Origin of the sequence: Natrinema marinum (genome assembly GCF_024296685.1) — an archaeon.
Lineage (GTDB): Archaea > Halobacteriota > Halobacteria > Halobacteriales > Natrialbaceae > Natrinema > Natrinema marinum.
Map to the genome: position 1 here is coordinate 1,218,688 of NZ_CP100763.1, position 13,565 is coordinate 1,232,252.

General features: G+C 65.5%; 9 protein-coding genes and 1 tRNA gene. 6 read left to right on the plus strand and 4 right to left on the minus strand.

All coding sequences use genetic code 11. The annotated features are described in order from the left end of the window. The first annotated feature begins 19 nt into the window (after positions 1-19). The 3 genes from NKH51_RS06005 (at position 20) to NKH51_RS06015 (ending at position 4,025) form a co-directional block, all read left to right on the plus strand. Positions 20-397 (plus strand): DUF192 domain-containing protein, encoded by a 378-nt coding sequence (locus NKH51_RS06005; RefSeq protein WP_254764340.1) that lies wholly within the window; start codon positions 20-22, stop codon positions 395-397. A gap of 178 nt (positions 398-575) precedes the next feature. After that, positions 576-2,108 (plus strand): (R)-citramalate synthase, encoded by a 1,533-nt coding sequence (locus NKH51_RS06010; RefSeq protein WP_256527519.1) that lies wholly within the window; start codon positions 576-578, stop codon positions 2,106-2,108. A 270-nt stretch (positions 2,109-2,378) separates the two neighbouring features. After that, the gene (locus NKH51_RS06015) at positions 2,379-4,025 is read left to right on the plus strand and encodes a right-handed parallel beta-helix repeat-containing protein (RefSeq protein ID WP_254764342.1); all 1,647 of its coding nucleotides are present in this window, start codon (positions 2,379-2,381) and stop codon (positions 4,023-4,025) included. Between the two features lie 86 nt (positions 4,026-4,111). On the opposite strand, the gene NKH51_RS06020 is transcribed toward NKH51_RS06015, so the two are convergent. From NKH51_RS06020 to NKH51_RS06035, 4 genes are all read right to left on the minus strand, one after another. Further along, on the minus strand, positions 4,112-5,779 hold the full coding sequence (locus NKH51_RS06020) for a 4Fe-4S ferredoxin N-terminal domain-containing protein (protein ID WP_254764343.1): 1,668 nt from the start codon (positions 5,777-5,779) through the stop codon (positions 4,112-4,114). Positions 5,780-6,113: 334 nt separating this feature from the next. Continuing rightward, a tRNA-Ser gene (locus tag NKH51_RS06025) sits at positions 6,114-6,198 on the minus strand. A gap of 149 nt (positions 6,199-6,347) precedes the next feature. Then, on the minus strand, positions 6,348-9,038 hold the full coding sequence (gene ppc, locus NKH51_RS06030; RefSeq protein ID WP_254764344.1) for a phosphoenolpyruvate carboxylase: 2,691 nt from the start codon (positions 9,036-9,038) through the stop codon (positions 6,348-6,350). An 881-nt stretch (positions 9,039-9,919) separates the two neighbouring features. Then, a complete protein-coding gene (locus tag NKH51_RS06035; RefSeq protein ID WP_254764345.1) occupies positions 9,920-10,849 on the minus strand; it encodes an NAD-dependent epimerase/dehydratase family protein in 930 nt (309 codons plus the stop codon). Between the two features lie 256 nt (positions 10,850-11,105). Between NKH51_RS06035 and NKH51_RS06040 the strand changes: the two genes are divergently transcribed. From NKH51_RS06040 to NKH51_RS06050, 3 genes are all read left to right on the plus strand, one after another. Continuing rightward, on the plus strand, positions 11,106-12,428 hold the full coding sequence (locus tag NKH51_RS06040) for an MFS transporter (protein WP_254764346.1): 1,323 nt from the start codon (positions 11,106-11,108) through the stop codon (positions 12,426-12,428). Positions 12,429-12,545: 117 nt separating this feature from the next. After that, a complete protein-coding gene (locus NKH51_RS06045; RefSeq protein ID WP_254764347.1) occupies positions 12,546-12,998 on the plus strand; it encodes a MaoC family dehydratase in 453 nt (150 codons plus the stop codon). A 1-nt stretch (position 12,999) separates the two neighbouring features. After that, positions 13,000-13,524, plus strand: coding sequence for a carboxymuconolactone decarboxylase family protein (locus NKH51_RS06050; protein ID WP_254764348.1), 525 nt, complete (start codon positions 13,000-13,002; stop codon positions 13,522-13,524). The last annotated feature ends 41 nt before the right edge of the window (positions 13,525-13,565 follow it).

Below are 13,565 nucleotides of genomic sequence, written 5' to 3' on the forward strand. Positions count from 1 at the left end.
GCCGTTCGCACCCCTGGTCGTGCGACTCGTCCACGAGCCCGCGACCGATGCCGACGACGAGGTCTTCGACCAGCGGACGAACGCGGTGGCGACGAACGTCGACCTCGCGGACTCGCTGGTGAGTCAGGCCCGCGGGCTCATGTTCCGCCGGTCGATCCCGGACGACTATGCGCTCGCCTTCCGGTTCGACTCGGCGGCGGTTCGCGACCTTCACATGCTGTTCGTCTGCTTTCCTATCGACGCCGTCTGGGTCGTCGACGGCGTCGTCGAGCGCGTCGAGCGCCTACGGCCGTGGCGGAGTTTCGCCCGCGCTCGAGCCGACCTGATCGTCGAACTCCCGGCCGGCGCTGCGGCCGATGTCGAACCCGGCGACCGGCTGAAACTCGAGGACGAGTGAGACTATCGGCACACCGGCCGCGATCGACGACCGGCGGATTTAAGTCGGCGACTTCCGTTAGCCTGCAGTACAATGGCACGTCATACGCCATCTGACGAGGATAGAGGAAGTCGGGGCGACCCGGCTGGGCGTGAAATTCTCCGCCGAAGATAACCGCAGTTCCCGGAACTCACCACTCTTGCCTGTAACTCACTCACCCGAACAGACGATCGCATCGGACCGTACAGTGCGCCTTCTCGACACGACGCTTCGCGACGGCGAGCAAGCGCCGGGCGTCTCGCTTTCCCCCGACGAGAAAGTCGAGATCGCCCGTTCGCTCGAGCGCGCCGGCGTCTCGGTCATCGAGGCCGGCAGCGCCTGTACGGGCGCGGGTGAGCGACAGGCCATCTCGCGGGTGACCGATCTCGATCTCGACGCCCGCGTCACCAGCTTCTGTCGCGGGATGCGAGCCGACATCGACCTCGCGCTCGACTGCGATGTCGACGGTGTCCACATCGTCGTCCCCGCGAGCGACCGCCACGTCGAGGGCAAGGTCGGCACTTCCCGCGAGGAGAATCTCGAGAAAACCGCCGAACTCGTCGCCTACGCCAAAGACCACGACCTCTGGGTCGAAGTCATCGGCGAAGACGGCTCCCGAGCGGATCTCGACTACCTCGAGGAGCTGGCCGGAGCCTCCCTCGAGGCCGGTGCGGACCGGTTCTGTTTCGCCGACACGGTCGGTCACACCGGCCCGGAACATACCCACGAGGCCGTCTCCCGGCTCGCCGAACTCGGCCCCGTCAGCGCTCACACCCACGACGACCTCGGGCTGGGCGTCACCAACGCGCTCGCGGCCATCTCGGCGGGAGCCGACCTCGTGCACTGCACCGTCAACGGGCTCGGCGAGCGCGCCGGCAACGTCGCCTTAGAGGAGGTCGCGATCGCGCTCTCGCACGTCTACGACGTCGAGACGCTCGAGCTCGAGGAGCTGTACGACTTAGCGCAGATCGTCTCCCGAGCGACGGGGATCCAGTTGGCCCCGAACAAGGCCGTCATCGGCGAGAACGCCTTCACCCACGAGAGCGGGATCCACACCGACGGCACGCTCAAAGACGACAAGATGTACGAGCCCTACGCGCCCGAGACCGTCGGCCGCGAACGGCGACTCGCGCTCGGCAAACACACCGGCCGCGCGGGCGTCAAAGCCGCACTCGAGGAACACGGCGTCGACGCCGACGACGACGAGATCGCCGAGATTGCCCAGCGCGTGACCGAACTGGGCGACCGCGGCCGCCGCGTGACGGACGCCGACCTGCTGGCCGTCGCCGAGGATGTCACCGGCGACGACCGCGACCGCGTCGTCGATCTGCTCGATCTCACCGCCACCAGTGGCGGGGCCGTCCCGACCGCTAGCGTCCGCCTGGACGTCGACGGCGAGGAACGCGTCGCCAGCGGCACCGGCTCCGGGCCCGTCGACGCCGCCGTCTCGGCCGTCCGCGAGGCGCTTGGCTCGATGGCCGACGCCGAACTCGAGTCCTACCACGTCGACGCGGTGACGGGCGGGACGGACGCGGTCGTCACCGTCGAGGTGACGATGGTTCGTAACGACCGCTCGGTAACGGTCGCCCGCAGCGAGGCCGACATCACCCGCGCGAGCGTCAAAGCGATGGTCGACGCGCTCGACCGACTGCTCGCGGCCGACCAGCGCCCACTGACGCCAGCCGACGACTGACGCGCAGTCGGTCCGCTCGAACGGCACACCAATCGGATATCGGATAGTTTTCGCGACGATCGACTGGCAGCCGTCGGTAGTCGAAATCGCTGCTTGCAACTCGAGATAGGGAGTAATTTCTCCGAGACGGCAGCGGTCCGGTGAGTGAGTGCCTACCGCTTTCGGTCGCGACCGTTGCAGGGGAGAAACTGAGAGAACACCGTTCGCAGCGGCGCAAGTATCAGTAGATTGTCTATAACGAATTACCGAATTCGAGACTGTCCGACAGCGATGAAAGACGACCACCAGTCAGATCGGTCGACTCGCACCGGAACGACCACGCGCCGTTCGTACGTCGGACTCCTCGCCGCGCTGGGCCTCGGCGGCGGCGTCGCCGCGACGGGCTCTCGAGGGGACGGTACCGCCGCGGCCCAACCGGGCGGGACGGCGGGCGGTGTCAGCGTCAGCGACTCGGGCACGACCGTCGGGGAGGAGGTGACGCGGTTGAACTTCGCGGAGACCCTCTCCGCGACCCAGTCCGACGAGAACGCGGTCACGGTGCGAGGGGAAACGAACCCGAACGTCGTCGACGTCCGCGAGGATCTCGACGTGACCCCCGAGGACGCCGATCTGTTGGCCGCGATCGGGGACCACTACCACTCGTTCGCCCCGACGGAGCGGAACCACCGCTACGAGATCCCCGCCGGAACGTGGCACGTCGCGACGAACAACGTCCACTTCGAGGCCCACGAGTACCTCGAGATCGTCGGCTCGCCGTTCGCGGTGCTCAAAGTGACCGACCAGAACGTCGACCGGCTGATGACGGTGGGCACGCTAGATGCGTCGCTTCCGCACGCACAGCGGACCGTGATGCGAAACCTTCAGGTCGACATCCGCGGCGAGTACGACGCCGGTATCGCGCGCTGGTACACCTACGCCTACGGCCACATGGAGAACGTCTCGATGCGGGGCCAGCGTGACAAACTGAACCCGGCCTACGGCGGCGACCGCTACACGATCATGGTCGACGGCGTCAGACACACGACGACGAACGTGATCCGCGGCTGTACCCTGACTAACGGGGATACCAGATACGACCGACCGACGCACGTCGGTCACGCGATCCCCTTCAGTTCGGATATCTACAACCACGGGACGAACTTCTGGGAGGGGTGCCAAGTCGCGGACTACATCGACAACGGCATTTACGTCTCCGGCGACGACGGCCGGAATGTCGTCACCGGCTGTTACGTCCGCAACTGCGCCGGCGCGGGCATCCGAATCGGCCCCAACGACAACGTCCAGGACTGCCAGATCACCATGACTGAGTATCCGGGCTTCCCGTGGTCCGGCCTCTGGCTCGAGAACGGCGGCGGCCAGTTGGTCTCGCAACTCCTCGTCAACAACCAGGTCGAGACCGCGACCGAAATCGTCCGGCTCACGCAGGACGGACCGGCACGACTGACCGACGTTCACATCACCAACGAGGGAACCGACGGCCGGGCGATCCGGGTCGCAGACAACGACGCCGCGCCGACGGTCTTCGAGGGGTGTACGATCACCGATCGCTCGAGTCCGACGGTGGCCGACTACGCGGTTTACGTGCGGTCGTCGAACGTCACTTTCGACAACTGCGAGTTCGACATCGATTCTCAGTCGTCGACGGATCGTCACGGCATCTATGTCGCTGGCGGGGACGCGATCGATCGGCTCACGCTCGATAGCTGTACGATCGATGCCGACGCGAGCCTCCGATTCGCCGAGAGCGGCGAGAATCACACCGTCGAAAGCTCGTTCTTCGACGGTCTGGTGTTGAGCGACCCCGACACGACGCTCTCGTCGGTGCTCTGGGTCGGTAATCGCCACAACGGCGAGACCGACTTCGCCGGCGAACGGGACGGCTGGCAGGGCGACTTCAACTTCGGCTTCGACGTGTAAGCCGCCCCGCGGCTTCGCTCACGGTATCCGTCGTTCGCCCCGCGGGCGAAGAGCTGAAACGCGGACACGAAGAGGAGAGAACGGTGTCAGTGGCCGGAATCCGATGTCTCGCCCACGCCGAGATCTACGTCCCGTCCGAAGGGGCCGATGGTTTCCTCGGCGAGCGCTTTCTGTCGCACGTTGAGCATCCCGACGTCCTGGTAGGAGGTCGGGCCGGGGACCTGGTGGGCTTCGGGGCCGGGTTGGTGCCCGAGGTAGTCGACGTTCGGGTTCGTGCCGAAGTCCCCGAGCAGTTCGAACTCGTTTTCGGGCGCGTCGACGTAGTCTTCGAACAGTTCCTGGGCGACATCCGCTTGAGTAGAGACCGGTACGTCCTGCTGTGGCCCCTGAAACTGTTCGACCGTCAGCCCGAGTTGCTGGAGCGTCTGCTGACTGGTGAGGTCCAGTCCGGTCGTTTCGATCGCGTTCGCGACTTCGACGATGGTTTGCTCTTTGTCCGGGAGGGTATCGCCCGGCGACGCTTCCTCCTCGTAGTCTTGCTGTGTAAGCTGGATCGCCGCCACGAGCGCGATTCGTCCCGTATTGAACTCCGGAACGGCGTCGATAACCGCGTCTAGATCCCCGTCGACGCCCTGAAGGGACGAACTGGCCGCATCCGGCGACGGGAGCGCCGAGTACAGATTGATGACCGTTCGTGCTCTGGCGGGATTGCTCCTGTACCGCTCCGGGTCGCTCGCGGGGTTGTTCTTGTCGCCGAACTGGATCACGTTCGGCGGACAGGCCATCTCGCAGGCCGTCGTGCCGACGAGTTCGTCGCCCATGTTCCCGTCCTGACGGGGCGGATCGAAGACGCACTTCGACATGACGCCGCGGGGTGCTCGACTGCTGACCCAGCGGTCACGTTGATCGTACATCATATCCGAATCGATCTCCTCGACATCGACGTTCGGCTCGCCCCACTGAAAGTAGTTGACGCCGTACGGACAGGCGACCTGACAGTAGCGACAGCCGATACAGATATCGTAGTCGGTCAGCACCAGCCCGCCCTCTTCGCGCGTGTGTCGCGCCGTCGTCGGGCACACCTTCTCGCAGGGAGCGTCCGTACAGTGTTGGCACGGCCGGACGAGGTAGTTGAAGTCTTGAACGCTCTCGTAGTTGTCCGGTTCTGGCGACTCGACCTGCCCGTCCTCGAACGCGAGGACGTACATCCAGTTGGCACCCAGATCCCAGTTGTGCTCCTCGTTGCAGGCGACGACACAGGAGAGACAGCCATCGCAGTGCTCGAGGTCGATCGTCATCCCCCACTGCGTTGCGTCCTCGTCGGGTTCGACCTCGCCCGCCTCCTCGACGGCCGGCTGCTCCGGCTCCTGCTGGTCGACCGCTCCCCAGCCGAGACTGGCGAATCCGGCACCGGCGGCCCCTTTCTTGAGCACCTCGCGACGGGACTCGTCGCCGGTGAGCGACGAGAGCAGCGATCCAGACTCCGCGTCGTCGACATCGTCGGGACTGGCGATCGGCCGCTCGTCTTCGCCGAACTCCTCCATCACGTCCTCGTGATAGCGTTCGTGGAACTCCTCCTCGGAGAGTTCCCCCTTCGTGACCCGCATCGCATCTTTCCCCATCTCCATGCCGAGTTTCGTATCGTACTCGGTGTCGTCGAGCATGTCCTCGAGGTCGTCCTGCCACGCTTCCCCGAGCGGGTGGAACGCCTCGTCGTCCGCATCGGACACCTCGTCGGTGTTCTCGGAACTCATCACACCCACCCCGTTTGAGCCGGTAGATCTCGAGTTGCGTACATTGGTTTGTCGTAGCATGAATACTACCGGGAGGATCTCCGTATGACTCCGCCCTGCGAGTGACGGGCCATAGACACCGCTCGCCATATCGCGCCGTGAAACGCGTCGAGACGGCGTCCGGATGACGTGGAAACGAGGACACTTCGCTCGCGCTGTGGCTCACCGCGGTCGAACCCCCGTGTTGTGCCTTTCGAAACGAACCACTCGCTTCGCGGTGCTTGCGGCTTCACCGTTCGCTAATCCGTGGCGAATACGCGCCACGCGGTGCTCGCCGGCTTGTGTCGCGAAGAAGCGCCGAGAGGGAGATTTGAACTCCCGAGTCCGTGAGGACAGTAGATTTCGAATCTACCGCCTTGGCCGGGCTAGGCTATCTCGGCTCACTCGTTCCTACTCGAGAGACGTTTTTACCCGTTTCGATTTTTCGCGTCCCTGTGACCGAGTCGCGTCCGGGTGGGTCGCCGGTCGCCGCCCGCCGCAGCCACGCCGAACCGGTCGCGGCTACTACTCGCGACGGTCGTCCGGGTCCTCAGCCGGTGTTTTTCATTCCGGCAGCGATCCCCTTGACCGTCAGCCGCAGCGTCCGCTCCTCGATGTCCGTCCGGTGGGTCCGATCGAGCAGGTAGACCTGCAACAGGTTCAGGGGGTCGACGTAAGGGTTCCGGCGCTCTAAGTTCTCCCCGAGCCAGTCGCGGGTGTGGAGCCGGTCGCGCTGGCCGATCTTCTGGATCAGTTCGGCCGCTCGTTCGTACTCGCCGGTCAGCCGCGGGAAGAACCGCTCGCGGAGGTCCGCGTCCGCCATGTCGGCGTAGCGCTCGGCGATCTCGAGTTCGGTTCGGGACAGCGAGAGCGCGGCATTGTCGAGCGTCGTTCGGAAGAACGGCCACTCCTCGTACATCGTCTGAAGCGTCTCCATCGAGCCGCCGTCGTCCAGGTAGGCGTCGACGCCCGTCGCGATCGCGTACCAGCCGGGCAGGATACACCGTGACTGAGTCCACGAGAACACCCACGGGATCGCCCGCAGGTCTTCGACGGTGCGCTCGCCCGACCGGGAGGCCGGCCGCGAGCCCAGGTCGAGGTCCTCGATGACCGTGATCGGCGTCGCCTGCTCGAAGTACTGGACGAAGCCGTCGCTCTCGAGCAGATCGCGGTACTCCTGGCGGGCGGCGTCGGCCATCGTCTCCATGGCCTCGAGCCACGCCTCGCGGACCACCTCTTCGGGCTGGTCGACCGCGCGTTTGCGCGCACGAAGCTGGGCGTTGAGCATCTGCTCGATGTTGCGCTCGGCGATGCGAGGGTTGCCGTACTTCTCGGCGATGGCCTCGCCCTGCTCGGTGAACTTGACCTGGCCCGTCACCGTCGAGTTCGGCAGCGCGAGTAGTGCCTCATTCATGGGGCCGCCGCCCCGCGAGATCGAGCCGCCGCGGCCGTGGAACAGCCGCATCGTCACGTCGTGATCGTCACAGATTTCGCCGAGCCGGCGCTGGTTCTTGTACAGCGACCAGTTGGCCGCCAGAAAGCCGTTTTCCTTGTTCGAGTCCGAATACCCCAGCATGATCTCCTGGGTGCGCCCGCGGGCCTCGAGGGCCTGCGCGTAGGCCTCGTTTTCGAACAGCGTGCCCATGATCCGTCGGGCCCCCGAGAGGGCGTACTCGGTCTCGAGCAGGGGAACGATGTCGACGCCGCTGTGCTCCGGCAACGAGACGACGCCGGCCTGATCGGCCAGGAAGAGCACCTCAAGGACGTGGCTGGGCTCCTCGGTCATCGAGATGCAGTAGGTGTCGATGGCGTGGACGCCGTACTCGGTCTGCCACTCGGCGAGGCTGTCGAACAACTCGAGGACGCGCGCGGAGTCCGCCGAGAGCCCGTCGGTCGCACTGAGGTCGATCACCGGCTCGTCCTGTAACACGGCGTCGGTGAGGAACTCGACGCGCTCGTCCTCCAAGAGGTCGTGGTAGTCGATCCCCTCAGCCTCGAGGGCTTCGGCGATGGCGTCGGTGTGTTTCTGCTGGTGGTCCCGCAGGTCGAGACTCGCCAGCGAGAGCCCGAACGTCGCGACCTGTCGTCGGATCGGGTCGACGTGGGCCTCGACGACGCTCTCGGCCCCGTTGTTGCGCAGGCTCGTCGCGATCACCTCAAGGTCGGAGAGGAGATCGTCGACCTCGTCGTAGCCGCCCGGCCGAACGTCGCCGACCCGATGGAGCCGCTCGCGCATGAGTTTGAGCTTCTGCCGGTAGGGTTCGCCGGGGTAGCGCTCTTCGGCCGTGCGCGCGCTACCCGGCAGGCGCTCGCGGTCGCGCTCGAGGGAAACCTGAAACTCGGAGCCGGCGTCGATCCGGCTCCCGTCCTGGCTCAGCACGCCCGAGAGGCGCTTGAGTTGGTCGCGGTAGCGCTCCAGAATGACCTCGCGCTGGCGCTCGAGGGTGTTGGCCGTCACCTCGGGGGTGACGTAGGGGTTGCCGTCGCGGTCGCTGCCGGCCCACGAGCGGAACTCGAAGAGCTTCGGAATGTCGAGCGTGCCGGGAACTTCGTCGTCGATGGCGTCGTCGAGTTCGTCGTAGACCTCGCCGACGACATCGAACAGCGTGTTCTCCAAGTACCATTGAACGTTGCGCGCCTCGTCTTCGGGCTCGGGCTGGCGATTGCGCACCTGCGGGGTCTGCCAGAGGCTCGTCACCTCCGCGTCGATATCACGCCAGACCTGACTTTCTTCCTTCTCGGTCAGCAGGCGCTCGTCTAACGTCTCGAGATACGTCGAGATCGTCCGCAGCTTCGATTTGACCGTCTTGCGTCGTGCCTCGGTTGGGTGCGCCGTAAAGGTCGGCTCGATCAACACGTCGTCTAGAATCTGGCGGACCGTTTCGACGTCGGCCTCGCCGAGTTCCTCGGCCGCGGTCTCGAGGCTGTCCGCGAGCGTTCCCTCGTGAGATTCGGACCGGATCGTCCGAACCCGCTCGCGCTCCTCCGCGAGGTTGATCAGCTCGAAGTAAGTCGTGAAGCCCCGGGCGACGACCCGCTGTTGATGCGGCGAGAGCCCCTCGAGTTCGGTGATTAGCGATTCGCGCGACTCGCGTTCGCCCGATCGGTACTCGATCGCGGCCCGCCGACACGACTCGACCGTCTCGAAGTCCCGTCGAGACGTCTGGTCCTCGAGTACGTCACCGAGCAGCGCACCGAGTTCGCGGACATCCTGGCGGACATCCCTGTTATGGAGGCGCATGTCAGGTGCATGGACGCGGCGCGTCAAAACTCCTTGTACGCGCAGGTCGCGTCTCCGAACCGATGGCGCGAACCGCCACGCCGTGAGATCGGATTGGAACCGAGATTCTTCGAGGGCCAGTCCTCGCGGACCGGCTCGTCCGAGCGGTCCAGCACCTCGCCGACTCACTCGCGAGTCGCTCCTCGTGGGATGCTCGTTGCTTCGGAGGGTGAGGCGTCCGTACACCGCGATCGCTATCACGAGGACAGCGAATCCGCTCGTCGGGCATCCAGTTCACGATGGGAGTCGCAGACCCATTCTCGAGGCCGCATCTCGAATCAGCGCCCCACCGACGTGCCGGTGGACGGGCTACGGAGCCGACCGGTCTCCTCGCTCGTCGCCGAGCGGCGTCAGTCGCAGACGCTCGTCCCACAGCTGGCGCAGATATCGTCTCGCCAGGGGACCGTGATCCGCACGGCTCGTTTGGCGTCGCAGTTCGAACAGTGGGTCGTTTTGGTTAGTATATTTTCTGACATCGTTTCCGCCCCCGTTTCTCCTCCGGGATCGCTCGGACTACTGTTACCCCCTATCTGTGATTACTTAACAGTTCCGAATAGTTAAATTTCCACTTATATATCCAGTGCCGGTTCGGGGACGTTACTGGGGTCGGTAATTCGTCCCGTCGAGCGAGCGACGAATTCTGCTTGTTCTACAGCGGACTCTCGCTGAGACGACCGCTTCGTCGAGTTCGAGCCCGCTCGAGCGCCGCCGGGACGACGAGACCGCGGCTGTCGTCCGTGACGACCGTGAGGGCTGTCCCCGTGGCGAACGGGAGACTCGAGACCGCTCACTCGAGCAGCGAAAACGCGGCGAACCGCTCCGGTCGCGACGATCGTACGTCGTTACTCGTCTGTGTACTGGGCACAGACCCGCCGGATCCCTTCCTCGAAGTCGATCGCGGGCTCCCAGCCGGTTTCCTCGCGGATCTTCGAGGAATCGGCGCAGGTGTCGTGGACGTACACCGATTCGGGGATCGGGTTCTCGACGTACTCGGGCTCGATATCGGTGCCGAGTTCGTCGTTGATCATCTCGACGACGGTGTTGAAGTCGTATGCCTCGCCGGTTCCGAGGTTGTAGATCCCGTCGAGTTCGTGGGCCGCGGCCAGCTCGAGCCCGCGGACGATATCGTCGACGTGGGTGAAATCGCGGGTCTGCGTGCCGTCGCCGTAGAGGACGGGCGCGTCGCCGTCGGCGATATCGTCGGCGAACTGGGCGATCACGTTGGCGTACTCGCCTTTGTGTTCCTCGGCACCGCCGTAGCCCTGATAGACCGAGAAAAAGCGCATGCCGGCCGCGGTCATGCCGTAGTGGTTCGCGAAGTACTCCCCGTAGCGCTCGCGGGCGAGCTTCGAGGCCTCGTAGCCGGTGTTGACCGTCACCGGCATGTCCTCCGGCGAGGGCTCGGTGCGGCTCCCGTAGATCGACGAGGTCGACGCGTAGACGACCGTCTCGCAGCCCTCCTGACGAGCCTGTTCGACGACGTTGACGAACCCCTCGACGTTGACGCGGGCACCCGTCGTCGGATCGTCCTCGTGCATCGCGTACGACGACAGCGCCGCCAGGTGGAAGACGATGTCCACGTCGGTCGGCAAGTCGTCGTCGAGCACGCTCGCGTTCACGAAGTCCACGTCGTCGGAGAGGTTTTCGGGCGTCCCCAGATAGCAGTCGTCGACGACGGTCACGTCGTTGTCCGCAGCCAGGTGGTTCGCCAGATTCGAACCGATGAATCCCGCCCCGCCGGTAACGAGGACGGATCGCTCCTCGAGGTCCATACGGAAACCCCCGTGCGGCGACGCATAGGTGTTGTGAAAGCCAGTCTGGAGGCGGCGACGGCATGGCGGACGCACCGGTCGCCGGCTCGAGGTCCTGCACGCGTCCGCGCTCGAGGACGAACGAGGCGAGACGGCCCTATATGTGGGACGTGAACACACATCATTCGATGCGGCTCGAGTTAGTTTAACGCGCCAGCGGCCCTGAGACACCGGATATGGACCTAGCTTTACTATACCCGATAGCAAAGGCCCGCAGGTGAATCCGCTTTCGAATCCGTATCGGCGACGGTGGCTCGGGTGGGGCCTGCTCGTCGGGTCGTTCTTTCTCGTGAGCCTCCATCGCACGTCGACCGCGGTCCTCTCCGAACAGTTGATGCAGTCGTTCGACACGACGGCGACGAGCCTCGGACTGCTCCACTCGTCGTTTTTCTACCTCTACGCGGCCTTTCAGGTGCCGGCCGGGCTGCTGACGGACCGCTACGGGGCGCGTGCGATCGCCGCGGCGGGGACGATCCTGATGAGCGTCGGCGCGCTAGCCTTCGGCCTCGCGACGACCTACGCGCTGGCCTTCCTCGGGCGGCTGTGCATCGGGCTCGGTGCGAGCGTGTTGTTCGTCGCCGTGTTGCGCTTCTGTGCAAACTGGTTCCGGCCGGACGAGTTCGGGACGATGACCGGCGTGACCTTCAGCGTCGGTATTCTGGGCGGACTGGCGGCGACGACGCCGCTCGCGATCGCCGTCACGACCGTTGGCTGGCGGCCCTCGATGCTCGGCCTCGGCGCGGTCGGGCTCGCGGCCGCCGTCGGTATCGCCCTCCTCTCGCACGATTCGCCGGCCGACGCGGGCCTGCCGCCGATCGAGGACGTGCCAGATCGGCCGGACGTGACCTCGGCCGCGACGCTCAAGCGGTACGTCGCGGACGCGGTCAGAGAGCCCGAGACCTGGCTACTCGGGACGATGCTCTTTTTCATGACCGGCATCGGGATCACTATCTTCGGCCTGTGGGGGATTCCCTATCTGGTCCAAACCCACGACATTTCCGTGACCGAAGCGTCGGTCTACCTCCTGCTCGGCAACGTCGGCGGGATGATTGGCCCGACGCTGTTCGGCTGGCTGTCCGATCGGTCGGGCAAGCGAACGGGACTCATCGTCCTCTCGACGGTCATCTTCGGACTGACTTGGGGCGTGTTCGCCCTCTTTGGCACCGTTCCGCTGTTGCTCGTCGGCGCGATCTTCCTCTTCTCGCGGGTCCTGCGCGGGGGGATACCGCTCGCCTATACGGTCATCAAAGAGCGCCATCCGGAGGGGGCCAGCGGCACCGTCATCGGCCTGATCAACACGATGGCGTGGACCGGCGCGGCGGTCTTCCCGGTCGTCCTCGGGGCCGCGCTCGACGCCTACTGGACCGGCCAGACCGTCAACGGCACCCGCGTCTACACGGAGTTCGGCTACCAGGTCGCGTTCGCCATCGCGACGGTGGCCGGGCTGATCGCCGCGGCTTGTGCGATCGCCCTCCACCTGCGGACGCGGGACGAACGGCCGCTCGAGTCGGGAGCGGACCTCGAGCAGTCGACGAGTTGACCGGTCGTCGGACACACGAGCGCTGACGGTCTGATTCGCTGCGGACGAGCTCTACGACAGCGGGCGACGCTGCCTCGTCCCACAGGTTCTTGCCGATACGTACCACACCACACGGCGATGCGCTACTACGAAGACATCGAGGTCGGGGAGACAAACGAGTTCGGTGAGTACCACGTCACGAAAGCGGAGATCATCGAATTCGCCGAGCAGTACGATCCCCAGCCGTTCCACGTCGACGAAGACGCCGCCGAGGAGTCCGCCTTCGGCGAACTCGTCGCCTCCGGCTGGCACACCGCCGCGATGTGTATGCGGATGCTCGTCGACGGCCCGATTCAGGACCGAGCGAGCATGGGCGCCCGCGGCGTCGACGAACTCCGGTGGAAACAGCCCGTCAAGCCCGGCGACACGCTCTCGATCCGCACCGAAGTGATCGACAAGCGCGTCTCCGAGAGCGATCCCCGGCGGGGGTACGTCGACAGCCGACTCCAGGGGGTCACTCAGGACGGCGATGTCGTCATCTCCTGGATTGGACTGGGCATGATCGCACGTCGGAATCCGGGTGAGGAGTGAGATGGCGCGGGTTCCGCTGCTCGAGGCCGAGGACTTGCCCGAGGAGTACCGCTACCTCTTCACCGAAAACGACGTCGGCGATGCCCACATCTTCCAGGCGATGGCGAACGCTCCCGAACTCATGCGGTGGTACATGCGCTACTCGACGCGGCTGTGGGACGTGCTGCCCGCCCGCGAGCGCGAGGTCGTGATCCTCGCGGCGGCGCGGGCGCTCGAGCACGAGTACGAGTGGCACCAGCACGTCCGACTGGGCTGCGAGGCGGGCGTCACCGACGCCGAGATCGACGCCATCAGCCGGGGGGATCTCGCGGCGCTCGAGGACCGCGACGCCGCGCTCGTCGCGTACGCTCGGAGCGTAGCACTGGGCGATCCGCGCGACGGCGATCACGACCGGCTCGGCGAACACTACGAGACGGATACCGTCGTCGGCGTCGCGATGCTCGCCAGTCATTACGTCTCGACGGCGCGGACGCTGGACGCGCTCGACGTGGCGACCGAGGAGCCGTTCGTCGGCTGGACGACGTAACTCGTTGTTCCAGTCCGGAGACGGTTCGAATCACGCACCTG